The organism is Rouxiella chamberiensis (genome assembly GCF_026967475.1).
In the GTDB taxonomy this organism is placed as follows: Bacteria; Pseudomonadota; Gammaproteobacteria; order Enterobacterales; family Enterobacteriaceae; genus Rouxiella; species Rouxiella chamberiensis.
Map to the genome: position 1 here is coordinate 4584939 of NZ_CP114058.1, position 24284 is coordinate 4609222.

The 24284-nt window shown below is 53.6% G+C and carries 19 protein-coding genes, 1 tRNA gene and 5 pseudogenes; 14 read left to right on the top strand and 11 right to left on the bottom strand.

Translation table 11 applies throughout. From position 1 onward, the window contains the following. Nucleotides 1-56: 56 nt before the first annotated feature. Nucleotides 57-133: transfer RNA gene (locus O1V66_RS21425), tRNA-Met, on the bottom strand. 219 nt (nt 134-352) lie between these two features. Here O1V66_RS21425 and mltA point away from each other — a divergent pair. Continuing rightward, nucleotides 353-1530 (top strand): annotated as a pseudogene (gene mltA, locus O1V66_RS21430) (murein transglycosylase A). Nucleotides 1531-1557: 27 nt separating this feature from the next. Further along, nucleotides 1558-2415: a tRNA cyclic N6-threonylcarbamoyladenosine(37) synthase TcdA gene (tcdA, locus tag O1V66_RS21435; protein WP_045049478.1), complete on the top strand. Its 858-nt coding sequence runs from the start codon at nt 1558-1560 to the stop codon at nt 2413-2415. Between the two features lie 4 nt (nt 2416-2419). Here tcdA and csdE read toward each other — a convergent pair whose 3' ends face one another. Both csdE and csdA read right to left on the bottom strand, forming a co-directional pair. Beyond that, nucleotides 2420-2857: a cysteine desulfurase sulfur acceptor subunit CsdE gene (csdE, locus tag O1V66_RS21440; protein WP_187329837.1), complete on the bottom strand. Its 438-nt coding sequence runs from the start codon at nt 2855-2857 to the stop codon at nt 2420-2422. Nucleotides 2858-2867: 10 nt separating this feature from the next. Then, nucleotides 2868-4085 carry a cysteine desulfurase CsdA gene (gene csdA / locus O1V66_RS21445; protein WP_045049476.1) on the bottom strand — a complete coding sequence of 406 codons (1218 nt, stop codon included), beginning with the start codon at nt 4083-4085 and terminating at the stop codon, nt 2868-2870. 212 nt (nt 4086-4297) lie between these two features. Between csdA and O1V66_RS21450 the strand changes: the two genes are divergently transcribed. From O1V66_RS21450 to rlmM, 4 genes and pseudogenes are all read left to right on the top strand, one after another. Continuing rightward, a complete protein-coding gene (locus O1V66_RS21450) occupies nt 4298-4519 on the top strand; it encodes a YgdI/YgdR family lipoprotein (protein WP_045049475.1) in 222 nt (73 codons plus the stop codon). A gap of 375 nt (nt 4520-4894) precedes the next feature. Next, nucleotides 4895-5822: pseudogene (locus tag O1V66_RS21455) on the top strand (transcriptional regulator GcvA). A gap of 25 nt (nt 5823-5847) precedes the next feature. Next, nucleotides 5848-6243 (top strand): DUF423 domain-containing protein, encoded by a 396-nt coding sequence (locus tag O1V66_RS21460; RefSeq protein ID WP_045049473.1) that lies wholly within the window; start codon nt 5848-5850, stop codon nt 6241-6243. Further along, nucleotides 6236-7342, top strand: coding sequence for a 23S rRNA (cytidine(2498)-2'-O)-methyltransferase RlmM (gene rlmM, locus O1V66_RS21465; RefSeq protein ID WP_045049472.1), 1107 nt, complete (start codon nt 6236-6238; stop codon nt 7340-7342). The genes O1V66_RS21460 and rlmM overlap by 8 nt, the downstream gene beginning before the upstream one ends. 224 nt (nt 7343-7566) lie before the next feature. On the opposite strand, the gene xni is transcribed toward rlmM, so the two are convergent. The 3 genes and pseudogenes from xni to queF all read right to left on the bottom strand — a co-directional run bounded on the left by xni (nt 7567) and on the right by queF (nt 10814). Beyond that, nucleotides 7567-8328: a flap endonuclease Xni gene (gene xni, locus O1V66_RS21470; protein ID WP_045049471.1), complete on the bottom strand. Its 762-nt coding sequence runs from the start codon at nt 8326-8328 to the stop codon at nt 7567-7569. 149 nt (nt 8329-8477) lie between these two features. After that, nucleotides 8478-9841, bottom strand: a pseudogene (gene ppnN / locus O1V66_RS21475) (nucleotide 5'-monophosphate nucleosidase PpnN). Between the two features lie 127 nt (nt 9842-9968). Then, complete coding sequence (gene queF / locus O1V66_RS21480; RefSeq protein WP_045049469.1) at nt 9969-10814, bottom strand: NADPH-dependent 7-cyano-7-deazaguanine reductase QueF; 846 nt, start codon at nt 10812-10814, stop codon at nt 9969-9971. A 92-nt stretch (nt 10815-10906) separates the two neighbouring features. On the opposite strand from queF, the gene syd reads away from it, so the two are divergent. Continuing rightward, nucleotides 10907-11455 (top strand): SecY-interacting protein, encoded by a 549-nt coding sequence (gene syd / locus O1V66_RS21485; protein WP_045049468.1) that lies wholly within the window; start codon nt 10907-10909, stop codon nt 11453-11455. 626 nt (nt 11456-12081) lie between these two features. Here syd and O1V66_RS21490 read toward each other — a convergent pair. Then, a pseudogene (locus O1V66_RS21490) lies at nt 12082-13276 on the bottom strand (MFS transporter). Nucleotides 13277-13578: 302 nt separating this feature from the next. On the opposite strand from O1V66_RS21490, the gene O1V66_RS21495 reads away from it, so the two are divergent. Genes O1V66_RS21495 through O1V66_RS21505 form a run of 3 tightly spaced genes read left to right on the top strand, consistent with a single transcriptional unit; the run spans nt 13579 to nt 15153 of the window. Further along, entirely contained in the window at nt 13579-13893 is a 315-nt protein-coding gene (locus tag O1V66_RS21495) for a YqcC family protein (RefSeq protein WP_045049466.1), read from the top strand. 1 nt (nt 13894) lies between these two features. Further along, nucleotides 13895-14668, top strand: coding sequence for a tRNA pseudouridine(65) synthase TruC (gene truC / locus O1V66_RS21500; protein WP_045049465.1), 774 nt, complete (start codon nt 13895-13897; stop codon nt 14666-14668). 29 nt (nt 14669-14697) lie between these two features. Further along, nucleotides 14698-15153 carry a flavodoxin gene (locus tag O1V66_RS21505; protein ID WP_045049464.1) on the top strand — a complete coding sequence of 152 codons (456 nt, stop codon included), beginning with the start codon at nt 14698-14700 and terminating at the stop codon, nt 15151-15153. A gap of 89 nt (nt 15154-15242) precedes the next feature. Here O1V66_RS21505 and O1V66_RS21510 read toward each other — a convergent pair whose 3' ends face one another. The 4 genes from O1V66_RS21510 to map form a co-directional block, all read right to left on the bottom strand. Further along, a complete protein-coding gene (locus O1V66_RS21510) occupies nt 15243-15632 on the bottom strand; it encodes a DUF3461 family protein (protein WP_045049463.1) in 390 nt (129 codons plus the stop codon). Nucleotides 15633-15758: 126 nt separating this feature from the next. Further along, complete coding sequence (gene dapD, locus O1V66_RS21515) at nt 15759-16583, bottom strand: 2,3,4,5-tetrahydropyridine-2,6-dicarboxylate N-succinyltransferase (RefSeq protein ID WP_045049462.1); 825 nt, start codon at nt 16581-16583, stop codon at nt 15759-15761. A gap of 57 nt (nt 16584-16640) precedes the next feature. Next, complete coding sequence (gene glnD, locus O1V66_RS21520; protein ID WP_414058491.1) at nt 16641-19322, bottom strand: bifunctional uridylyltransferase/uridylyl-removing protein GlnD; 2682 nt, start codon at nt 19320-19322, stop codon at nt 16641-16643. Between the two features lie 108 nt (nt 19323-19430). Further along, the gene (gene map / locus O1V66_RS21525) at nt 19431-20237 is read right to left on the bottom strand and encodes a type I methionyl aminopeptidase (protein ID WP_045049460.1); all 807 of its coding nucleotides are present in this window, start codon (nt 20235-20237) and stop codon (nt 19431-19433) included. A 432-nt stretch (nt 20238-20669) separates the two neighbouring features. Here map and rpsB point away from each other — a divergent pair. From rpsB to frr, 4 genes and pseudogenes are all read left to right on the top strand, one after another. Beyond that, nucleotides 20670-21396: pseudogene (gene rpsB, locus O1V66_RS21530) on the top strand (30S ribosomal protein S2). Between the two features lie 267 nt (nt 21397-21663). Next, entirely contained in the window at nt 21664-22515 is an 852-nt protein-coding gene (gene tsf / locus O1V66_RS21535; protein ID WP_045049459.1) for a translation elongation factor Ts, read from the top strand. Nucleotides 22516-22716: 201 nt separating this feature from the next. Next, nucleotides 22717-23448 carry a UMP kinase gene (pyrH, locus tag O1V66_RS21540; protein ID WP_045049458.1) on the top strand — a complete coding sequence of 244 codons (732 nt, stop codon included), beginning with the start codon at nt 22717-22719 and terminating at the stop codon, nt 23446-23448. 91 nt (nt 23449-23539) lie between these two features. Continuing rightward, the gene (gene frr, locus O1V66_RS21545) at nt 23540-24097 is read left to right on the top strand and encodes a ribosome recycling factor (protein ID WP_045049457.1); all 558 of its coding nucleotides are present in this window, start codon (nt 23540-23542) and stop codon (nt 24095-24097) included. Nucleotides 24098-24284 lie beyond the last annotated feature (187 nt).

A 24284-nucleotide genomic window follows, 5' to 3' on the forward strand; every position in this document is an offset into this window, starting at 1 on the left:
TTTTAAATCACTAACTTATCGAACGCTTATTTAATTCGTCGTACACAGAATCGAATTGGTTGCGGGGGCCGGATTTGAACCGACGACCTTCGGGTTATGAGCCCGACGAGCTACCAGGCTGCTCCACCCCGCGTCCGATGGAGGCGAACTATACTCTCTGAGAGAAATCATGCAACCCTTTTTTGTATTTGATTGAGATAAAGCACTTTATTGCTCTATTTTCATCCAATACGCTGCTTATTCCCGCCACTTTGGGTTAATGCATTTTTTTGAAAGGTCTAATTCCTTTCCTTATTGCCCTTTGCTATCGTTCTTTCCACAGAATTTTCCCCCTGAGCAAGAGAGAGTAGTAATGAAAGGACGTTGGACAAAATATTTGCTGAGTGGGCTGGTTATCGCCGTGCTGGCTGGCTGTTCTTCGCGGCCCACCGATCGGGGCCAACAATATAAGGACGGACGCCTGACCAATGCGCTGGAGTACGTCAATGAACCCAACGCCAACGGCAAGCCGGTAAACGCGAAAGATTACGCGGATCAGGTGATGGAGGTGCAATACGGCTCTTCTGCACTGTATAACCGCAACACCAGCACCTACAAGGCAATCGGAACCAGTGGGTGCGCTCCGGTGCCGATACCCGCACCATGAGCCAGTACGGCATCAGCGCCTATCAGATGGAAGGTGCCGACAACTTCGGTAACGTACAGTTTACCGGCTACTACACGCCGGTTGTTCAGGCGCGCTACACGCCGCAGGGCGAGTTCAAGTATCCGCTGTACCGCATGCCGCCAAAACCGCGCGGTGGACGTCTGCCGGATCGCGCCTCTATCTATTCGGGTGCGCTCAGCAGCAACTATATTGTCGCCTACACCAATTCATTGATGGATAACTTCATGATGGAAGTGCAGGGCAGCGGCTATGTGGATTACGGCGATGGACGTCCGCTGATGTTCTTCGGCTATGGCGGCAAAAACGGCCATGCCTATCGCTCCATCGGCAAGGTACTTATCGATAGAGGTGAAGTGGCGCGTCAGGATATGTCGATGCAGGCCATTCGCCACTGGGCCGATACGCATAGCCCGGAAGAGGTGCGCGAGTTGCTCGAGCAAAACCCTTCCTATGTATTCTTCAAGCCGGAACCTTTTGCGCCGGTACGCGGTGCGGCGGGCATTCCTTTAGTGGCGAAAGCGTCGGTGGCGTCCGATCGTTCCCTGATCCCGTCCGGCACTACATTGCTCGCCGAAGTGCCCGAACTTGATAATACCGGTAAATTTACCGGCAAATATCATCTGCGCCTGATGGTTGCCCTCGACGTAGGCGGTGCAATTAAAGGACAACATTTCGATATGTATCAAGGGATTGGTCCAGAAGCTGGCCATGCCGCAGGATTTTATAACCACTATGGTCGCGTATGGGTGTTAAAATCTGCTGCAAATAGCGCGCCGTTGCTGACTTCGTATCAGGGAAGCCAGCTTGGCGGCAGCTCGCAGTTGGTGCCTGCCGACAACGCTAAAAATCCGTTTTCAGACTAGTTATCAAGTAAAGAGAGGTCACACAACATGGCAGCCGAATTTTCCGAGGCTTATCAACAGCGCTTTGGCGGCACGGCACGTTTATACGGTCAGCAGGCATTGGCACTGTTTTCTGCTGCACATGTTTGTGTGATTGGCATTGGCGGCGTAGGTTCCTGGGCCGCCGAAGCCCTGGCACGCACCGGCATTGGCGCCATTACACTGATTGATATGGATGACGTGTGCGTGACCAATACCAATCGACAGATCCATGCGCTGCGTGAAAATGTGGGGCAGTCGAAAATCGAGGTTATGGCGCAACGTATTCTGGCAATCAATCCCGAGTGTAAAGTGACCTGCATTGATGACTTTATTACGCCCGATAACGTGGCCGAAATGCTCGACCGCAATTTCAGCTATGTGATTGATGCCATTGACAGTGTACGGCCAAAGGCGGCGCTGCTCTCTTACTGTCGCCGCTTCAAGATTCCGGTGGTGACTACGGGCGGAGCGGGCGGGCAGATTGATCCCACACGTATTGAAGTTGCCGACCTGGCGAAAACCATTCAGGATCCGCTGGCGGCCAAGCTGCGCGAGCGTTTGAAGAATGATTTCAACGTGAAGAAAAACAACAAGGGGAAACTCGGCATCGACTGCGTATTCTCAAGCGAACCGCTGATGTATCCGCAGGCTGACGGGTCGGTCTGCGCTTCGCGTGCGACTGCCGAAGGGCCGAAACGCATGGACTGCGAGTCAGGGTTTGGGGCTGCCACCATGGTGACCGCAAGCTTCGGTTTTGTCGCCGTTTCTCATGTGCTTAAAAAGATGATGGCCAAAGCGGAGCGAACGGCGGCATTGGCAACAGAGGATGCCGTGCCGGAGCGTGCGCCCACGACTCAGCTATAGCCGCTTAAAGACAGCGGCGGGCAATGTCCTGCACGCCCTGCGAGAGAGCAGCCAATCCACTGGCGCGGCTGCTGCTCAACTGTTCACGCAGCTGTAGCGTGTCGAACAGCGTCAGCGGGTCACGCGCCAGAATCGCCTCGGGCGTTTTCCCTTCTACCGCCGTCAATAACACCGCAAGCAGCCCTTTTACGATTCGACCCTCGCTATCGCCATAAAAATGAATGCCGCCGTTTTCCAGGCGTTCGTATCCCAGCCACACCCGATTCTCGCAGCCAGACAGCTCGATGTCCGGCGTTTTCAACGCGGCGTCCAGCGGCGGCAGCGCCTTGGCCAGCATCACCAACTGGCGATAACGGTCTTCCCACTGGCGAAACGCGGAGAACTTCTCGACCAGCGAAGCTTCGGTAATATCGTGACCAAACGGATGGGGCGCTAACATAATCTCTCTCATTTCAATCGGCTAACAGTTCGAGGGCAAAGTGCACGCCAGCCACCAGCCGCGTGACGTCCTGCAAGGTATTATAAGGCGCAAAGGAGGCGCGAAGGGTGCCGCTCACACCCAGCGCTTCGGTGAGCGGTTGGGCGCAATGTTGCCCCGCGCGCAACGCCACGCCTTTTTCGGCCAGCAGGGCGATGATATCACTGTGATGCACCTCGGCAATATCAAAGGCCAGCACGGAGGATCCGGCATGACGGAAGCTGCGAAAGCCTGCAATCTTGGCGAGTTCCTTTTCGGCGGCATCGGCCAGCGCGACACTATATTGTTCGGCGGCCACGCGGTCGAAGGTCTGTAACCACGCCACTGCGGCAGACAGGCCGAGTACGCCGGCAATATTCGGCGTGCCGGCTTCAAAACGTTGCGGTACCTGCTGCGGCGTAAACGCCTGCAGGGTGGTTTGCGTGAGCATCTTGCCGCCGCCGTGCCACGGCACCATCGATTCCAGCAGATCGCTTTTGCCATACAGCACGCCAATGCCCGTCGGGCCATAAAGTTTATGGCCGGAAAAAGCATAGAAATCAACATCCAAAGCCTGAACATCGACCGCTTCATGCACGATGCCCTGTGCGCCATCCACCAGAACCGGCGTGCCATTGGCATGGGCCAGCGCGATGGCGGCGGCGAGATCCGGTTGTCCGCCGGTGACATTGGACATCTGACTCAGCGCCAACAAACGGGTACGCGAGGAAAGCAGCGCGGGCAACGCGGTGATGTCCGGCAGATATTGATCGTTGAGGGGCAGCGTAACGACACGCGCCCGGCATTGTTCGGCCAGCATCAACCACGGAACGAGATTGGCATGATGTTCGAACGGACTGACAATAATTTCGTCGCCGGGCTGCAGGCGCGGACGTAAATAACTCTGTGCAACGAGATTGATAGACTCCGTGGTACCACGGGTCCAGACAATATCTTCTGCACGCGGCGCATTGATGAACTCGGCAACCTGCGCACGTGTCTGTTCAAAGCGCTGAGTCAGAGACTGCGCCGCCTTGTGTTGACTGCGATGCACCGTAGCGCCTGCATTTTGATAATAATTCACCGTCGCCTGGATGACCGGCTGCGGCGTCAGCGCGGTTGCAGCGCTATCGAGATAGCACGGCGTGTCGCTATTGTCTGCCGCAAGCGCTGGAAAATGGCGGCGAAAGTCGGCGAAATCAAAAGGCGTCATGATAATAGAAATCCTGGTAGGGCGGAGGTTTGTGCCGTCCCGTGTAAAACTGTTCGATAAGGCGAATATAACAAAATCGAGGCTTATATCACCTTTAGGAATGCTTAACTGGAAATATACCAGATGCTTGTTATGCTGAATTACGATGACTGACGAATTTTCGTGGCTACTTTAGCCGCGAATTCAAGCATTTTAATCTACAGGAGTTAATTATGAAGAAGATCTTCGCCGTAGTCTCCGCTGTTTTACTTGCCGGTACCCTTGCTGCCTGTTCAAGCAACTATGTGATGCACACCAACGATGGTCGCACCATCGTCGCAGACGGTAAACCAAGCACTGACAGTGATACCGGTATGATCAGCTACACGGATGCGTATGGTAACAAGCAGCAGATCAACAAATCTGAAGTCAAAGAGATGGTTAAAGGCAACTAAGCCTTGAAAGGTGTCCGGCCACAGGCTGCGGCACCTTTGCCTTGCTCCGGACAAAAAAAGCACCGCAAATTGCGGTGCTAAAAAATCACTTTGAACAGACAGGGTAATGTACAGGAAGTGAAAATTTTGTAGCTATCAGGCTACGCGTCTGGATTGCCAGACAATACAAACACAACATCACAACCACAAGCCAAAAGCATCAAGGCATCCTCATACCTTTCTACTTTTCGTTCCGGCCACTGGAAGTTGCGCAACTATAGGTTTTTGCCTGTACATCCTCAATGGACAATTTATAATGTCTCGGATTAAAAAAACTAATAACTAATTCCGCTTACGCGCCTATGGCTCGCGGCCTGAATGAGAAGTATCCATTTCATGTCTAAACGTTTACCCCCGCTTAACTCTTTACGTGTTTTTGACGCGGCCGCTCGACACCTGAGCTTTACCAAAGCTGCCGAAGAACTTTTTGTTACTCAGGCGGCAGTAAGCCACCAAATCAAGTCACTTGAGGACTTTTTAGGCTTAAAACTGTTTCGTCGGCGTAATCGTTCGCTTTTATTGACCGAAGAAGGCCAGAGTTATTATCTCGACATAAAAGAAATTTTCTCGGCGCTGAACGAGGCAACGCGCAAGCTTCAGGCGCGCAGCGCCAAGGGCGCACTGACCGTCAGTTTGCCGCCAAGCTTTGCCATTCAGTGGCTGGTTCCACGACTGGCTGGCTTTAACTCAGCTTATCCGGGAATCGACGTGCGCATTCAGGCCGTCGACCGCGATGAAGACAAATTATCGGACGACGTCGACGTCGCGATTTTCCATGGCCGCGGAAACTGGCCGGGTCTGCGTACCGAGCGGTTATATGCCGAATACCTGTTGCCGGTCTGTGCGCCTTCGCTGCTGATGGGCGATAACCCGCTGAAGACGCCGGAGGATTTAGCCAGACATACGCTGCTGCACGATGCTTCACGTCGGGACTGGCTTGCCTATACCAAGCAACTGGGTTTGCAGCATATCAATGTTCAGCAGGGGCCGATATTCAGCCACAGCGCAATGGTTGTGCAGGCAGCGGTTCACGGGCAGGGCGTCGCGCTTGCCAACAATGTCATGGCGCAAACCGAAATTGAAGCCGGGCGTCTTGTTTGCCCGTTTAATGAAGTTTTAATCAGTAAAAATGCTTTTTATCTGGTTTGTCATGACAGTCAGGCGAGAACTGGGTAAAATAGCCGCCTTTCGACAGTGGATCCTGGCGCGTGCCGCCAGTGAGCAAGAAAGATTGCGTTTCCGTTACGATCAGCCGCAACTATAGCGGCCCTTTAAGGATAACGATAAAGATGACCAGCCGTGCAATGTTGATTTTTGCCGCCATCAGCGGCTTTGTATATGTCGCCTTTGGCGCCTTTGGGGCACATGTTTTAAGTCAGTCACTGGGTTCCGCCGAAATGGCCTGGATCCAGACCGGATTAAACTACCAGAGCGTTCATACGCTCGCGATACTGGCTTTGGGCGTTGCCATGCAGCGCCGCAGCAGTATCTGGTTTTACTGGAGCAGCGCCTGTCTGGCGCTTGGCACCGTATTGTTCAGCGGCAGTCTTTACTGTCTGGCGCTGTCAGGACTCAAACTATGGGTCTTCGTTACCCCGATCGGTGGAACCTTCTTCCTGATCGGTTGGATATTGATGTTAGTCGGCGCGCTGCGTCTGGGACAAAAGGCACAACGCCATGAATAATAAACTTGCACTCTATTGCCGTTCTGGCTTCGAGAAAGAATGTGCGGCTGAAATTACTGCCAAAGCGGCCGCGCTGGAGATTTTCGGCTTTGCACGTGTAAAAGAAGACAGCGGCTATGTACTGTTTGAGTGCTATCAGCTTGAAGATGCCGATCGTCTGGCTAAAGAAATTCCTTTTCGCGAGCTGATTTTCGCTCGTCAGATGATTGTTGTCGGCGAACTGCTGAAAGATCTGCCGCCGGAAGACCGTGTTACACCGATTGTCGGCATGTTGCAGGGTGTTGTGACCAACGGCGGCGAGCTGCGCGTGGAAGTGGCCGACACCAACGAAAGCAAGGAGTTGACCAAGTTCTGCCGCAAGCTGACGGTGCCGCTGCGTGCCGCCATGCGCGAGCAGCGCGTGTTGAGCAAGAAAGAGAACGCCCAGCGCCCGGTGGTGCATGTGTTCTTTATCGCGCCAAACTGCTGCTATGTGGGTTACTCCTACAGCAACAACAACTCGCCGTTCTATATGGGTATTCCGCGCCTTAAGTTCCCGGCCGATGCGCCAAGCCGTTCAACGCTGAAACTGGAAGAGGCGTTTCACGTCTTTATTCCGGCAGACGAATGGGACGAACGTCTCGCAAGCGGCATGTATGCCGTCGACCTGGGCGCATGTCCGGGCGGCTGGACCTATCAGCTGGTACAGCGCAGCATGATGGTTGATGCTATCGACAATGGTCCGATGGCACCAAGCCTGATGATGACCGGACAGGTCACGCATCACCGCGAAGACGGTTTCAAATACAAGCCAACCCGCAGCAACATTTACTGGTTGGTCTGCGATATGGTCGAAGTGCCAGCCAAGGTTTCCGCATTGATGGGCGACTGGCTGGTCAACGGCTGGTGCCGCGAGGCGATTTTCAACCTCAAGTTGCCAATGAAAAAGCGTTATGAGGAAGTCTCGCAGATTCTGGATCACATGAGAGCGCGTCTGGCGGAAAAAGACATCAACGTCGAGATTTTCGCCAAGCAGCTGTATCACGATCGCGAAGAAGTGACCGTTCATGTGCGCCGTTTTTGGTCTGCGGTTCCTGGACGCAGAGACGAGCGCTACTAAATCCTCGTCGTCCTTGACGCTGTAGCTTTGTTGGCTGCGCTCGCTCACCCCAGTCACTGACCAGTGTCAGCTCCCGGGGATTCGACGCTCTTGCCGCCTTGCTACAACGCCAATGACTTAGAGGATTGTCTTCGTCGTCCTTGACGCTGTAGCTTTGTTGGCTGCGCTCACTCACCCCAGTCACTGACTAGTGTCAGCTCCCGAATGGGGTGTGAATCTCTAAACTACGGCTCTGCTCTGAGCCGTAGTTCCTGCAAGTTTCCTTTCAGTGCGACATTGGTTTGCAACGTGGCGACACGGCGGCAGGTGAAGGCCAGTTCCTGATTTTCTCGAAGTTTCTTCTGCCACTTTTCGGGCACCGCATGCAGATTCTCATAAAGCGCTTCCAGTGTTGGATACTCGCCTAGCAGGGTAACGGCGGTTTTCGGGCCAATGCCGGGCACGCCGGGTATCTTGCTGCTGCTAATGCCGGTAAGTCCCCAGTAGTCGCAAAGCTGGGTCGGCAACACGCCGAAAGCCGATTGCACAAACGGCATATCCAGCCAGCGTTTCTGGAAGTAGTCGCGGATGTGCACCTCGGGCGCCAGCAGCTGACAATATCCTTTGTCGGTAGAGACAATTGTTACCTGATGACCAGCACCGGCTACCTTGGCGGTAAGCGTGGCGGCCAGATCGTCGGCTTCCTGACCCGTAGAGTGCCAGCAGGCAACGCCAAGGCGTTCAAAGGCGGCTTTCAGTTCGGGCATTTCGGCGAACAGGTTGTCGGGCATTGGCGTGCGGCCAGCCTTGTAATCGGGCAGGCACTGGTGTCGCCAGCTGTCGTGACGGTCGTCTTCGTCGAACACCGCAACCGCATGGGTAGGCTGCGAATGCTGAATCAACTGATTCACGGCGCTCTGACAGGCGATCACGCAGGGCGATCCCTGAACAGCATGAATGCGTCGAATAAGATTCAGCGCGTCTATGATAAGTAAGTGAATTTTCATGCAGAGAGGTTATCAGTAAATCGGCGGGTTGGCATTGAACTCGTGACGTAATGAGTGCTTAAAAACAAAGTTTGCGAGGCATCGCTCAACAAATGCCTTCCCCTGTTGTTTTGTACAGGGGAAGGAGAGGAAAGTAGGCGGCAGGGCGCTTACGAACAGATCTCGTAACACGGAACATACGCGGTGCCCGGCAGTTTCATGCGGTGCTGCGCCACGAACCCTGTAACAGGCTGTCCATCTTTTTCATCAGAATAGGATCGCCATGCAGCTTGAAGCGCCCATGTTTCTCGATAGCTTTGATACCGCCCTCCTTGACATTGCCCGCCACGATGCCCGAGAAGGCTCTACGCAGCGCAGCAGCCAGATGTTCGGGCGGCTGGTCGAGATGCAGGTCAAGGTTGGCCATGTTTTCGTGGCTCGGATCGAACGGCAACTGCAAGTCGGGCGCAATACGAATAGACCAGTTAAAACTGTAGGCGTCTCCGCTGTTGCGGCGATTCTCTTTTACCAGCGGCATCGCGCTTTTCAGTTGGCGTGCAACCTCGGTCGGATCATCGATGATAATGGTGTAGTGTTTTTGCGCTTCGTCGCCCAGCGTTTCGCGAATAAAGGCATCAAGGACGTTAAAGTAGTCGGCACTCTCTTTAGGACCCGTCAAAATCAGCGGCAGAACCTGATCGCTGTTGGCCGGGTCCATCAGAATACCCAGCAGGTAAAGCAGCTCTTCGGCCGTGCCTACGCCGCCCGGGAAGATAATAATCCCGTGAGCAATACGCACGAAGGCTTCGAGGCGCTTTTCGATATCGGGCATGATGACCAGCTCGTTCACCAGCGGGTTAGGCGGCTCGGCGGCAATGATGGAAGGTTCGGTCATACCGATAAAACGGCTGTTTTTATAACGTTGCTGCGCGTGGCCGACAGCCGCGCCTTTCATGGGGGCTTCCATCGCGCCGGGTCCGCAACCGGTACAAATGTTCAGTTCGCGCAGGCCCAACTGGCTGCCGACATTGCGCGCATACTGGTATTCCACCGCATTGATGGAGTGTCCGCCCCAGCACACCACCATATTCGGGTCTTCATCCAGGTGCAGCGTACGGGCGTTGCGCAGAATGGAGAACACCAGATTGGTAAGATGCGCCGAACTTGAAAGATCCTGATCCTGATAACGGCCAGCGGTGCTGAGCTGCGCGTTCACAAACAGAATATCGCGCAGCACGGCAAACAGGTTGGCCTGCAAGGAGCGGATAATGCGTCCGTCGACAAAAGCTTCTTCCGGCGGGTTGACCAGCTCGAGTTTTACGCCGCGTTCACGGCGCAATACGTTGATGTCGAAGTTTTCAAAACGATCGAGCAGCTCTTTGCTGCTGTCGGTTTGGCTGCCGCTGTTGAGCACAGCCAGAGAACAATTTCGGAAGAGGCGATATAAGTCGCTGCTCGCGGTGCGCTTGAGCATGTCCACTTCCAACTGAGACAACAAATCCATTGAGCCAAGCGGGCTAATATGTGTAATCAAAGTTGCTCCTTATTAACGCCGTGTTAAAGATGCTATGCGTACTTGTTATTCTTTAACAGTAACCCTGTCCATGGGCTTTTACCATTGCTCTCTGGTCGTTAGCTCAGTAATTAAGCAAAGCTCGAAATTATTGTCTGACAAGTCGCGCGGTTGTCGGCTCAAACAGGAAATTCGCGCGCCACGGATTGATATCCAGACCGCCGCGACGCGTATAACGGGCATACACGGCAAGGCGCGTCGGCTTACAGAAGTGCAGCAGATCGTTGAAGATACGCTCTACGCACTGTTCGTGGAATTCGTTGTGATTGCGAAAAGACACCAGATATCTCAGCAGCGCTTCGCGATCGATAGCGGGGCCGCGATATTGAATCTGCACCGAACCCCAATCAGGCTGATGGGTTATCAGGCAGTTCGATTTCAGCAAATGGCTGACCAGCGTTTCATCAACAATCTTGTCGCTGGTCGCGTCGTTTAGATAGTCGGTGCTGAAACCGTAATCGGTTATCTCGATATCCTGTGCATCGATGCAGATGCCCGCAAAGCGGCCAATCGGCGAGCCTTCAACTTCATGGAGAGGACGCAGACTGACGGTTACGCTGCCCTGGGCGCAGGCAGAGAGATCTTTCTCGAGCGTCTGGCGCACGCTCGCCCAGTCATCGAATTTTGTCTGGTTGAAACTGTTAAGGTAGAGTTTGAAACTCTTGGATTCGATAAGACTGGCGCTGTCGGCATCCAGGCTTATTTCGCCGACGGCAACCTGCGGCAGTCCTCTGGCATTCAGCCAGGAGAGTTCGTACATCGTCCAGATGTCTGCGCCGTGAAAAGGCAGCGAGTCTGGATAAAGGCCCAAAGGCTCGCGGTTCATGCTGCGCGGCACGGCCTGTAAGAGGGTGGCGTCGTAACGATCGCGATAAGGCGTGGCTTTGCCGAGCGTCAGTTCTGAAAGAGCGGGGTTATCCTGATAGGAGGACATGCTGTCACCTTGATAAGAGATTGGTACAATACAAAAACAAAATGCGTATTCCCTAGTTTAACGCACTGCCGACCCGGAAGATGAGAAAAAATATGGACCATGATGTATCAGACGCCCTGCGGGGTTTTACTCAGCGCTATGTAGACCTCTGGCAGCAGAAAACCGGCAGTGCGCCTTGCAGCGAAGCGCTGTTTGGTGTGGCGTCGCCTTGCGCCATCAGAAGCAGCGACGACGAGGTCTTCTGGTTGCCGCAGCCTTTTCCTTTGAAAACCGAGCTTGAAAACGTTGAAAGGGCCTTTGATTTGCAACTTCGCCCCGAAGCCCATGCCTTTTATACCACCCAGCTTGCCGGTGATATGTCAGCCAGTTATCTGGATCACGATTTCACGCTGGTACAGGTGTGGAGCGAAGACGACTTTATTCGTTTGCAGGAAAATCTCATTGGCCATCTGCTGACACAAAAGCGTCTCAAGCTGTCGCCGACGATTTTTCTCGGCACCACGGAATCGGAATTGATGCTAGTCTCATTATGTAATCTCAGCGGTGAAGTCGTACTTGAACAGTTCGGCAGTAAAAAGCGCACGATTCTCTCGTCTTCGCTGGCAGAATTCCTTACAATGCTCGTCCCGCAAATCCCCTGACTGAATACAGGGGAAAATTAGCTCACATCCTTGTGAGAGATCTCTTACAAACGCTGTAAGCGATCTCTTATATTTAATGCTAATAATTTCATCCTGAATTATTTAAAATCCTTAAAATCAATTAATTAACGGTTTTCGTTACTCCTCCCCAGTATGTAAGGGTTACGTAAGTCGTATCGCTAGCCTTGTCTCAACGCCAAAAATCGACGATGCTTACTTTGCCGCAAGGAAGGCATGAAGCAGCACATCAGGATGATGGCTTCTTCATTAAGTAGGGGAAGACTCAGGATGAGTCAGGACGGCATCGGAGCATGCCAGGACGTTTCAGGATGAAACAAGGGACACCTCCAGGATGGAGATTGAGAGCCAAAACAGGAGTTTGGTGGGTCAGGAAGACTAAGGGATGACGTCAGGATGACAAGGACGAGCAGTCAGGATGAAAGTAGGACGCTGCAACGGATGGCTGGTTAGGATAACCATTGGACAAGTTTTCACGGATTGAGCAGGGAGCACACAGGTAGCTGGATTGCTATAAAACGAACCGGGGGTACTGTGCAAACAGTACCCCCAACTTTTTTACACGCGTTGAACCTCGCGTTTCACCTCGTTGACAAGGCGACTCTTAGTCATCCAATCGCCCCGAGCGTGTCCTCTTTTTGACCCTGTTTTTTAGGCAATAAAAACAGCGTTGCATAGATATCCAGCAAATAAATCGCCGCCAGCAACGTAATCGCCGCCGTGAAGGCAATTTGCGAGGTGAGCAAGCCGATGACCAATGGACCGAATCCCCCTACGCCACGCCCCAGATTAAACAGAACATTTTGCGCCGTTGCGCGCACATTGACCGGGTAACTGTCGGAAATGAGTCCGCCGTACCCGCCTATCATGCCATTAACGAACATGCCCATTACCGCGCCCGCAAACAGCATCAAGGTGGGATCTTTCAACTGCGCATAGCACACCACCATGACCACTGCGCCAATCTGATACATCAGGAAAATCTTCCAGCGCGGGAAGCGGTCAGACAACACGCCAAACAGCCAGATGCCGAAGGTCATGCCGATGACGGTGACAGCGGTCCACAGCCCGGATTTTGTCAGCGAGAAGCCGAAATTTTTCGCCAGATAACTCGGCATCCAGATCATCAGCCCGTAATAGCCGAAGTTTCTGCACAGAGGTCAGGATCAAAATGCCTATCGAGCATCGCGTGGTGGCCTTGTCCTTGAACAGTAGGCGCAGGCGGGTCAGCAGCGAGTCTTGCTGCTGCGTGGCGGTCTGTTTAACGAATTCCTCGGGTTCGCCCATTGTGCGGCGGATAAGGAAAGAGGCGAGGGCAGGCAGTAATCCTACCAAAAACATGCCGCGCCAGCCGATAGTGCCTATCAGCAGCGGCGTCAGGAATGCGGCCATCAGCACGCCCAGCTGCCAACCCATGCCGACATAGGCGGAAGCGCGATTGCGTTTCTCCACCGGCCAGGCCTCGGCAATCAGCGCCATGCCAATCCCGAATTCTCCGCCCAGACCAACGCCTGCGAGTGTGCGATACGTCAGCAAATCCCAGTAACCTTGCGCCACGGCGCACAGGCCGGTGAACAGCGAAAACATCAGAATGGTAAAAGTCAGTACGCGAATGCGGCCGAAGCGGTCGCTGACAGGGCCAAAAATTACGCCGCCAATGACGGCTCCGATGAGCGTCCAGGTCACCAGTGACCCACTTTGCGAAGGTGTAAGGCCCAATTCGGCGGCAATGGCGGGCAGCATAAAACCGAGGATCAACAGGTCGAATCCGTCCATGGCATAACCGGAGACGGAGGCAAGCATTGCCTTGGCAGGCGTGGCGTGTTTCTTTTGCGTTACAGTGGCGTTCACGGGCGTCCTACAGTCAAGATAGGTAAAGTGCGCCTATTTTGCCCGTCGCCTGCTTGCAGTACCAGTATGAAAAACCGATAGTTGATGGTTGAATGCTATGCTTTATTTATGGATAGCAGCAAAGTTCGACAAACTCCATCGGTAAGCCGCGCCTGAAAAGCCGAAACTTGGGGCGCTGCGGCTTCGGTGCTATGCTTTGCCCCTTTTTATCGCGCCGTCTCACCCCCACGCGCGTTCAATGCAGAGAGTGATTGATGAGTACAGAAAATCAGGTCCGCTTGATATTGCAGGATATCGAGCACGTTATGCATGATCTGGCTTTATGGCAGGCTATGCCGCCGGAGCCAGAAGCCTTTGAAAGTAAAGAGCCTTTCGCGGTCGATACGATGTCCGCCGAGCAGTGGCTGCAGTGGGTGCTCATTCCACGCATGCATGCGCTGCTGGCCGCCGAAGCGAATCTGCCGACCCGTTTTGCCATTACTCCTTATTTTGAAGTCGCACTGCCGGGCCAGGAACGCCTGCACAATGCGCTGCAACGCCTCGACGATTTGCTTAACATAGAAGACTGACATGCTGGAAATTTTGTATCGGGACGAGCATCTGATTGCGGTGAACAAGCCCGCTGGCATGCTGGTCCATCGCAGTTGGCTCGACCGGCATGAAACCGTTTTTGTCATGCAGACCCTGCGTGACCAGATTGGTCAGCACGTGTTTACCGTGCATCGCCTCGACAAGCCGACGTCCGGCGTGCTGTTGCTGGCCTTGTCCAGCGACGTGGCGCGTATGTTGTCCCAGCAGCTCGAACAGCATCAGATGGACAAAGTGTATCACGCCGTGGTGCGGGGTTTTGTCCCGCAGGACGGCACCGTGGACTACGCGCTGGTCGAAGAGCAGGACAAAATAGCCGACAAGTTTTCCGAGGGCGAAAAACCCGCGCAACCTGCCGTCAGTCACTATCGCGTGCTGGCGCAGCAGGAGATGCCGGTGGCAATCGGACGTTACGAGACGGCGCGCTACAGCCTGGTCGAGCTCAAGCCGGAAACGGGCCGCAAACACCAGCTTCGCCGCCATATGTCGCACCTTCGCCACCCCATTATCGGCGATACCGCGCACGGCGATTTAAAGCAGAATCGCGGCATGGCGCAGCATTTCGACTGTCCGGGGCTGATGCTCCACGCCAGCCACCTGCGTCTCGACCATCCGGTCACCGGCGAACCGTTGTCTATCACGGCGCCGTGGGACACTCGCTGGCAGCAGCTGATTCAGCGTTTTGGCTGGCAGGGCTGTGTCGGCGAGCTGGAAAGGGTTGAGTTTGCGCAGGAGTCGGGTCAGGATAGTCAATAATTTTGGAATAACCTGAGGGAGTTGGCGGTATGGCTGAGATTGGTATTTTCGTAGGCACCGTGTATGGAAACGCGCTACTGGTCGCGGAAGAGGCGGAAACCGTGCTCAAGAAGCAGGGGCATGACGTGAAAGTGTTTGAAGAAGGTACGCTGGAAGCCTGGCAGTATTATCGCCATCACTTTGTGCTAATTATCACTTCAACCACCGGTCAGGGCGACTTGCCCGACAGCATCGCCTCTCTGTACAACGACATCCGCGACAAGGTCGGTTATCAGCCCGAGCTGCGCTACGGCATTATTGCGCTTGGCGACAGCAGCTACGATTTCTTCTGCGGCGGTGGCCACAAGATGGACGATCTGCTTCTGGAGCAGGGGGCCAACCGCATGGGCGACATGCTGGAAATCGATGCCATCGAGCATCCTGAACCCGAAGTTGTCGCGTTGCCCTGGGTCGAGAAATGGGCGACACAGATTAACCCGGCATAAGGTTAACGAAGGGCAATAAAAAAGGTCAGTGCGTAATCGCCTGACCTTTCTGCTTTTCTCGATGCATCATTCTAAACGTCAAAATTGATTTAACGTCCGCTGGTCAGTTTCTCGAGGTCGGACTCAATCTCGGTAATCTTGTTGGCGACCACCGATTCAAGATGACGCAGGTCGTCGAGAATTTTGCGTTTGAGATCCACTTCAACCTGTTCGCGCTGACAAATCTGGTCGAGCTCGTCGATGACGTAGCGCAGATTCGGGCTGATTTCGTTGATCTCTTTGTAACCCTGACCCGCATTGTCTGCGGCGATGGTTTTGCGTTGGCGCGGGTATTTGAACTTCACGCTTTTGGCAAAGAACTCGCCCTTGTCTTTGCGGAAATAGATTTTCAGTATGTCGTTGTTCGCCTCCTGGCGCAGGCTGTAACGATCCACGTCATCAGGGTTATTGACCCCCAAACCTTTCAGATTGTCATACATGGCAATACCTTCCTGTTATTTTTGTACGATAAAACGGTTTGTACGGTAATACGGTCTGTACTGTCTACTGCGCGAAAAGCCGAAAACGCCATAAAAAAAGCGGGTTAATCAACCCGCTTCTTCAGTTTAGTCGATGGAGCGCAATAACTCGTTAAGGCCGGTTTTGCCCAGAGTCTTGGCATCCACTTTCTTCACAATTACGGCACAGTACAGGCTGTAGGTACCGTCTTTGGAAGGCAGGTTGCCGGAAACGACGACAGAACCCGCAGGAACGCGACCGTAATGGATTTCGCCGGTTTCGCGGTCGAAGATTTTGGTGCTCTGACCGATGTAAACGCCCATTGAGATAACGCAGCCGTCTTCCACAATAACGCCTTCAACGATTTCGGAACGTGCGCCGATGAAGCAGTTGTCGCCGATGATGGTCGGGTTGGCCTGCAGAGGCTCCAGCACGCCGCCGATGCCAACACCGCCTGACAGGTGAACGTTTTTACCGATCTGTGCACAGGAACCGACAGTGGCCCAGGTATCTACCATGGTGCCTTCATCGACGTAGGCGCCGATGTTAACGTAGGAAGGCATCAGCACCACGTTGCGCGCGATGAAAGAACCTTTACGTACGGCAGCCGGTGGCACTACGCGGAAGCCTTCACGCTTGAAGCGCGCTTCGTCGTAGTCGGCGAATTTCATGGGAACTTTGTCGTAGAAGCGGTTTTCCGCGCCTTCCATGACTTCGTTGTCGTTGATTCTGAAAGAGAGCAATACCGCCTTTTTCAGCCACTGATGCGTCACCCACTCGCCGTCAATCTTCTCGGCAACACGCAGTTCGCCGCCGTCGATCTTGTTGATAACCTGATTGATCGCGTCGCGTGTTTCGCTGTCAACGTTAGCCGGAGTAATGTCTGCACGGCGTTCGAAGGCCTGTTCAATAATGTTCTGTAAATGCTGCATATAGCTCTCTTTTAGAAATTTTGGTGATGTTGAAAAAAGTCCCAAGCATTACTTGTATCATATTTTGTCGAACGGGTTGAGCACCTCTGTCAATCTGCGCTCAATTTCACGACGTGTTTGCTTATCTAATGCGCGACGATCGCTGTTGGCAAGGATAAATAAATCCTCCACGCGCTCGCCGATGGTTGAAATCCTTGCGCCATGAAGCGACAGTCCGAGGTCGGAGAAAACTTCACCCACGCGCGCCAGCAGGCCCGGTTGGTCGAGCGCCACCAGCTCCATATAGGTGCGACGGTCGGTATGGGTCGGCAGGAAGCTGACTTCGGTCGGCACGCTGAAATTTCGCAGCTTCGGCGAGGGCCTGCGCGCACGCGGTGGCTGATAGGCCTGCAACATCGCCTGTTCGAGTGCAAAGCGGATGGCCTCGTGCCTGTCTTGCGCCAGCGGATTGCCATCGGGCTCCAGCACGATAAAGGTGTCCATCGCCATGCCGTCGCGATTGGTAAAGATCTGCGCGTCGTGGATACTCAGATTGCGTCGGTCAAGTTCACCGGCTACTGCCGCAAACAGATAAGGCTTGTCGGGACTCCAGACGAAAATCTCGGTGCCGCCGCGTGTTGCCTGTCGGCTGACCAGCACCAGCGGTTTGGTCGAGTCGTGATCCAGCAGATGCCGGGCGTGCCACGCCAGCTGATTCGGCGTGTGGCGCAGGAAATAGTCGGAACGGCAGCGGCTCCAGATACGGTGCAGCGACTCTTCGTCGATATTGTCCATTCGCAGCAGCGCCAGCGCCTGCAGGCGGTGATGACGCACACGTTCGCGCAGATCCGGCGCGTGCTGGGCACCGCGGCGTAGCTGTTTTTCGGTGGCGAAATAGAGTTCGCGTATCAGGCTCTGCTTCCAGCTGTTCCATAGCGTTTCATTGGTGGCGCAAATGTCGGCGACGGTCAGGCAAACCAGATAGCGTAGGCGATTTTCGCTCTGCATTTCAGCGGCAAATTGCTGAATTTCTGTGGGATCCTGAATATCACGGCGCTGCGCGGTCACCGACATGAGCAGGTGACAGCGCACCAGCCACGACACCAGCTGGCTTTCGTTTGACGTCAGGCCATGCAGTTCGGCAAATTCCTGCGCGTCGCGCGCGCCGAGTACCGAATGGTCGCCGCCGCGACCTTTGGCGATGTCGTGGAACAGCGCGGCCATCAGCAGCAGTTCGGGCTGCGGCAGGCGCGGGAAAAGATCGACACATAAAGGATGGCGCGGACGGGTATTTTCGTCGGCGAAACTTTCGAGCTTTTGCAGCACGCGAACGGTGTGTTCATCCACCGTGTAGGCGTGGAACAGGTCAAACTGCATCTGCCCGACGATGAGGCCCCACTGCGGCATATAGGCCCACAACACGCTGTGGCGATGCATGGGCACCAGCGCGCGGCTAACTGCGCCCGGATGGCGCAAGATGGCCATGAAAATCTCGCGGGCTTCGGGGATCATGCAAAGCGGCGTTTGCATGTGACGACGGGTGCGGCGCAGCAAACGTACAGTGGTGGAATAGATGCCTTTGATTTCGCGATGCCGCACCATCAGATAGAACATGCCGATAATGGCCTGCGGCTCACGGTCAAACAGCGTCTCGTCGCGCACATCGATGAGATCGCCGCGCAGCTGGAAATTATCATCCAGCGGACGCGGTTTTTCATTCGGGCCGATAGCCAGAATGGCTTCATCGAACAGTTGCAGCAGCATCTGATTCAGTTCGCCGACGCGGCGCGTCATGCGGTAGAAGTCTTTCATCATCCGTTCGACGGGCTGATTGCCTTCACCCTGATATTGCAGCAACTGCGCCACATTGAGCTGGCGGTCAAACAGCAGCCGGTTGTCGTAACGATTCAGAATCAGGTGCAAAGCGAAACGGATCCGCCACAGGAAACTCTGACATTCGTTGATTTCGTTGCGCTCGGCCTTGGTCAGAAAGCCGAAACTGACCATTTCATCGAGTGACGTCGCGCCAAAGTGGCGGCGAGCGACCCACAGCAGCGTGTGAATGTCGCGCAGGCCGCCGGGGCTGCTTTTAATGTCCGGCTCGAGGTTGTAGCTGGTGCCGTGATAGCGCTGGTGGCGCTCGTTCTGCTCGTCGATTTTGGCGCGGAAGAAGGTTGGTGAAGGCCAGAATCCGTCGCTGAAAATATGTTTTTGCATATTCAGGAACAGCGCCACGTCGCCGCACACCAGCCGGGACTCAATCAGATTGGTCGCCACGGTCAAATCGGCCAGACCTTCGAGCAGACACTCTTCCAGCGTGCGCACGCTGTGGCCGACTTCGAGTTTGAGATCCCAAAGCAGGGTAATCAGCTCGCCAATGCGCTGTGCCTGTTCGTCATCCAGACGTTTCTGGCTCAGCACCAGCACGTCGATGTCAGAAAGCGGATGCAGTTCGCCGCGTCCATAACCGCCAACCGCCACCATTGCCGTTTCGGGGATCTGGTCAAAGCCGTAGTAAATCCATAGCCGTTGCAGCATCTGATCGATATACAGCGCCCGCGCCACGACCAGCTCTTCGACCCGCTGCCCGCAGTTAAACGCCTCGGCGAGCCACAGCTGGAATTCGTCCATGTGCTGCTTGAGCGACTGGCGGTTGAGTTCGTCGTCAGGATAGGAAGAAGGGGAGGGCGGTCTGTCGGGAAAAGCGCGGGTGATTTCAACCGGCAGCGGCAGCGCCAGGTGAATCAGGTTTCGAGACAAAAACGAATCAGACATAAATGCGCAGCCTATTGAACGGTGAGGACAAAACGACAAGACACGTCATAAAAAAGCCGACATTTCGCCGGCTTGAGTCAATCTGGTTGAAACTTAATGTGCGGCGGCAGTGTCGTGGGTCAGGATGTTCGGAAGGGTCTCATCCTTGCGCAGCGTCATGATTTCGCAGCCGTTTTCGGTAACGACAATCGTGTGCTCATACTGCGCAGACAGGCTGCGGTCTTTGGTTTTCACCGTCCAGCCGTCTTTCATGCTGCGAATACGGTAGTCACCGGCATTGACCATTGGCTCGACAGTGAAGGCCATGCCCGCTTGCAGCACGACGCCGCCGTCATCGGCATCGTAATGCAGAACCTGCGGCTCTTCGTGGAAACCTTCACCAATGCCGTGACCGCAGTATTCGCGCACTACGGAGAATTTTTCGCCTTCGACGAATTTCTGAATCGCCTTGCCAAGCGAACGCAGGCGAATGCCCGGCTTGATCATTTTCAGCGCCAGATACAGGCTCTCCTGGGTTACACGGCAAAGACGCTCACCCAGAATGGTCGGTTTGCCGACGATAAACATGGTGGAGGTGTCGCCGTGGAAACCGTCTTTGATGACCGTCACGTCGATGTTGACGATATCGCCGTCTTTCAGCAGGCGGTCGTCGCTCGGGATCCCGTGGCACACCACTTCATTGATGGAAATGCAGACTGATTTCGGAAAACCGTGATAGCCCAGACAGGCCGACACGGCATGCTGTTTGCGGGTGATATGCTCGTGACAGATGCGGTCAAGTTCGCCGGTGCTGACGCCCGGTTTGACGAAAGGCTCGATTATCTCCAGCACTTCGGCGGCGAGACGACCGGCGACGCGCATTTTTTCGATGTCTTGAGGTGTTTTGATTGAGATTGCCATGAAAGAATCCTGCTGATGTCGTGTTTTCGACGACCCTGATTTCAACAGCCTTTATTTATGCCTGCGGGTCGTCAATAATTAACTTTGGCTTTATGGTATCAGCCTCGTTCTGACCTGCCAAATTATCATTCTGCCGCCGCGCTTTTGTGCAACTTTAGTTGGTCTTACGCCGTGAATTATGGTATAAAGCGCGCCGGCAATCACTGTATTGTCTCTGCAAAAAGACTTCGGTCTGGCTGCAACGGATGAAAAGTGACTGAGCCGAATACTCACTCATTTGTGTACTTATTGATTCAATAAGTAATAACACACACGTATCGACACCTGCGCCGGGGTGCTCTGGAATCGCCGTCTTCGGACAGCTTTTTACGGGGTCGGTTGCATGGGATACGTGGAGGCATAACCCCAAACATTTACTATAGAGGTTTTATCATGGCAACTGTTTCCATGCGCGACATGCTCAAGGCCGGTGTACACTTCGGTCACCAGACCCGTTACTGGAACCCGAAAATGAAGCCATTCATCTTCGGCGCTCGTAACAAGGTTCACATCATCAACCTTGAGAAGACTGTACCAATGTTCAACGAAGCTCTGGCCGAGTTGACCAAGATCTCTTCCCGTAAAGGCAAGATCCTGTTCGTTGGTACCAAGCGCGCAGCAAGCGAAGCGGTAAAAGACGCTGCACACAACTGCGACCAGTTCTTCGTGAACCATCGCTGGTTGGGCGGTATGCTGACTAACTGGAAAACTGTTCGTCAGTCCATCAAACGTCTGAAAGATCTGGAAATCCAATCACAAGACGGCACTTTCGAAAAGCTGACCAAAAAAGAAGCTCTGATGCGTACCCGCGAGCTTGCGAAGCTGGAAAATAGCCTGGGCGGTATCAAGGATATGGGTGGTCTTCCTGATGCACTGTTTGTTGTCGATGCCGACCACGAACACATTGCAATCAAAGAAGCTAACAACCTGGGTATCCCGGTATTCGCGATTGTTGATACCAACTCCGATCCGGATGGCGTTGACTTCGTTATCCCTGGTAACGATGACGCAATCCGTGCAGTGAATCTGTACCTGAGCGCCGTTGCTGCCACTGGTTCGTGAAGGCCGTTCTCAAGATCTGGCTGTTCAGGCAGAAGAAAGCTTCGTAGAAGCTGAATAATAAGGTTTGTTCAATTACCCGATAGATTTCAAGGTGCAGAAAGGCGGCAACTGAACGAATCCCCCGGCGTTTACAAGGTAGACAACTGGGGTGAGCGAGGGCGTCAACGCACATGCAAATTGAAAATGACGGGTAATTTGCCCTTATTAACCAGGTATTGAATATGTTGGTTAGGGGGCCTTTATTGGCCCCCTTTGCTTATCTTAAATGCGAGAAATATTTCACTGCAAAAAGCCCTTTTGCACTGAGATAATCGAGGAAAATACAATGGCTGATATTACCGCTGCCCTGGTAAAAGAACTGCGTGAACGTACAAGCGCTGGCATGATGGATTGTAAGAAAGCTCTGGTTGAAGCTAACGGCGACATCGAGCTGGCAATCGAAAACATGCGTAAATCCGGCGCTATCAAAGCCGCTAAGAAAGCAGGCAACGTAGCTGCTGACGGCGTGATCAAAACCAAAATCGAAGGCACCTACGGTCTGATCCTGGAAGTTAACTGCCAGACTGACTTCGTTGCCAAAGATGCCGGTTTCCAGGCGTTTGCCGATAAAGTGCTGGATGCCGCTTTTGCTGGCAAAATCACTGACATCGACGTGCTGAAAGCACAGTTCGAAGAAGAGCGTATCGCACTGGTTGCCAAAATCGGTGAGAACATCAATATTCGTCGCATCGCTGCGCTTGAAGGCGATGTGCTGGGTAGCTACCTGCACGGTGCTCGCATCGGTGTTCTGGTTGCTGCTACCGGCGCTGATGAAGAGCTGGTCAAGCAACTTGCCATGCACGTTGCGGCAAGCAAGCCAGAGTTCGTCAAGCCTGAAGACGTGTCTGCTGAAGTGGTAGAAAAAGAGTACCAGGTTCAGCTGGACATCGCCATGCAGTCTGGCAAGCCGAAAGAAATCGCAGAGAAAATGGTTGAAGGCCGCATGAAGAAATTCACCGGCGAAGTTTCTCTGACTGGCCAGCCTTTCGTTATGGAGCCAAGCAAGTCTGTTGCTCAGGTTCTGAAAGAGCACAACGCCGACGTGACCAACTTCATCCGCTTTGAAGTGGGCGAAGGCATCGAGAAAGTAGAGACTGACTTTGCTGCAGAAGTTGCTGCAATGAGCAAACAGTCTTAATACTGGATTGATATAAAAACGGAACCGCTGAAACTGGCGGTTCCGTTTTATCCAGTCTACAAATTATCTACCGCCTGGCGGAGAGATAATCACCGAGCAGTTCGATCAGGCATATCACTGATGTCTGATGACATCACAGGATTTGTGATGCAAAAAAAACGACCATCCCATTACGACACATTGCTTCTTAGGACAGACACCATGGCTACCAATGCGAAACCCGTTTATCAGCGTATCCTGCTAAAACTCAGTGGCGAAGCCCTGCAAGGCAGTGAAGGTTTTGGTATCGATGCGAGCGTTCTGGATCGCATGGCACAGGAAGTTAAAGAGCTGGTTGAGCTGGGCATCCAGGTGGGTGTGGTGATTGGCGGCGGAAACCTGTTCCGTGGAGCCGGTCTTGCTCAGGCAGGAATGAACCGCGTCGTAGGCGACCACATGGGAATGCTGGCTACCGTCATGAACGGTCTGGCAATGCGTGATGCACTGCACCGTGCCTATGTGAACGCGCGACTGATGTCCGCCATTCCGCTTAACGGCGTGTGCGACAACTACAGCTGGGCGGAAGCTATCAGCCTGCTGCGTAACAACCGTGTCGTAATTTTTGCAGCCGGTACCGGCAACCCCTTCTTTACTACCGATTCTGCGGCTTGTTTACGCGGGATTGAGATCGAAGCCGATGTGGTTCTGAAAGCCACCAAAGTCGACGGCGTATTCTCGGCGGATCCGGTTAAACATCCGGATGCGACCATGTTCGATCACCTGACTTATCAGGACGTGCTTGAAAAAGAATTGAAAGTCATGGACCTGGCCGCGTTTACGCTGGCTCGTGACCATAATCTTCCAATTCGCGTTTTCAACATGAATAAGCCCGGCGCACTGCGTCGCGTGGTCATGGGCGAGAACGAAGGGACGCTGATTTCCAAAAGCGAATAACCTGTCGTTCTGTAACGCGACCACTATGACTATTCACGGACTATAATCACTCTATGGTCTGCCAAGTAACCCGTTTTCAAAGGTTTGCAACGTGATAACTGAAATCAGAAAAGATGCTGAAACCCGCATGGGTAAATGCCTGGAAGCATTCGAAAACCACATCAGCAAAATCCGCACCGGTCGTGCACAGCCAAGTATCCTCGACAGCATTCAGGTTGATTACTATGGTGCAAAAACGCCACTGCGCCAGTTGGCGAACGTGGTCGTAGAAGATGCCCGTACGCTGGCCGTTTCCGTATTTGACCGCTCAATCACTGCGGCAGTCGAAAAAGCCATCATGACTTCAGACCTGGGTCTGAACCCGATGTCTGCCGGCAGCACCATTCGCGTGCCATTGCCTCCGCTGACGGAAGAGCGCCGTAAGGATCTTATCAAGATCGTACGTGGCGAAGCCGAACAGGGTCGTGTGTCCGTACGTAACGTGCGCCGCGATGCCAATGACAAGCTCAAGGCCCTCTTGAAAGATAAAGAAATCAGCGAAGACGAAGATCGTCGTTCCCAGGACGAGATCCAGAAAATGACTGACATCTTTATCAAGAAAGTGGATGCTGCACTGAGCGAGAAAGAAGCCGAGTTGATGGATTTCTAATCGTCACTCGATAAAGTCTGAAAGCGTCGCAATTGCGGCGCTTTATTTTTTGAAAACTACCCTCACAAAATGCTTATACTTTATTGTAAGTTAAGTATTTAGACCTACAATAGTTCTCCTCCCGTCGTAGTGATAGACAGCAATGTGCGCCTGATTCTGATAGACAAGCGGCGCAATGAGTAACAGA

What these genes read in the sequence shown, in the direction of transcription:
- queF (WP_045049469.1), bottom strand. Translation starts at nt 10,814, where the DNA reads ATGTCCTCCTATCAGGATAACCCCGCTCTTTCAGAACTGACGCTCGGC.
- O1V66_RS21495 (WP_045049466.1), top strand. Translation starts at nt 13,579, where the DNA reads ATGAGTACAGAAAATCAGGTCCGCTTGATATTGCAGGATATCGAGCAC.
- O1V66_RS21450 (WP_045049475.1), top strand. Translation starts at nt 4,298, where the DNA reads ATGAAGAAGATCTTCGCCGTAGTCTCCGCTGTTTTACTTGCCGGTACC.
- csdA (WP_045049476.1), bottom strand. Translation starts at nt 4,085, where the DNA reads ATGACGCCTTTTGATTTCGCCGACTTTCGCCGCCATTTTCCAGCGCTT.
- O1V66_RS21460 (WP_045049473.1), top strand. Translation starts at nt 5,848, where the DNA reads ATGACCAGCCGTGCAATGTTGATTTTTGCCGCCATCAGCGGCTTTGTA.
- map (WP_045049460.1), bottom strand. Translation starts at nt 20,237, where the DNA reads ATGGCAATCTCAATCAAAACACCTCAAGACATCGAAAAAATGCGCGTC.
- tcdA (WP_045049478.1), top strand. Translation starts at nt 1,558, where the DNA reads ATGGCAGCCGAATTTTCCGAGGCTTATCAACAGCGCTTTGGCGGCACG.
- O1V66_RS21510 (WP_045049463.1), bottom strand. Translation starts at nt 15,632, where the DNA reads ATGTATGACAATCTGAAAGGTTTGGGGGTCAATAACCCTGATGACGTG.
- dapD (WP_045049462.1), bottom strand. Translation starts at nt 16,583, where the DNA reads ATGCAGCATTTACAGAACATTATTGAACAGGCCTTCGAACGCCGTGCA.
- pyrH (WP_045049458.1), top strand. Translation starts at nt 22,717, where the DNA reads ATGGCTACCAATGCGAAACCCGTTTATCAGCGTATCCTGCTAAAACTC.
- rlmM (WP_045049472.1), top strand. Translation starts at nt 6,236, where the DNA reads ATGAATAATAAACTTGCACTCTATTGCCGTTCTGGCTTCGAGAAAGAA.
- syd (WP_045049468.1), top strand. Translation starts at nt 10,907, where the DNA reads ATGGACCATGATGTATCAGACGCCCTGCGGGGTTTTACTCAGCGCTAT.
- truC (WP_045049465.1), top strand. Translation starts at nt 13,895, where the DNA reads ATGCTGGAAATTTTGTATCGGGACGAGCATCTGATTGCGGTGAACAAG.
- xni (WP_045049471.1), bottom strand. Translation starts at nt 8,328, where the DNA reads ATGAAAATTCACTTACTTATCATAGACGCGCTGAATCTTATTCGACGC.
- tsf (WP_045049459.1), top strand. Translation starts at nt 21,664, where the DNA reads ATGGCTGATATTACCGCTGCCCTGGTAAAAGAACTGCGTGAACGTACA.
- O1V66_RS21505 (WP_045049464.1), top strand. Translation starts at nt 14,698, where the DNA reads ATGGCTGAGATTGGTATTTTCGTAGGCACCGTGTATGGAAACGCGCTA.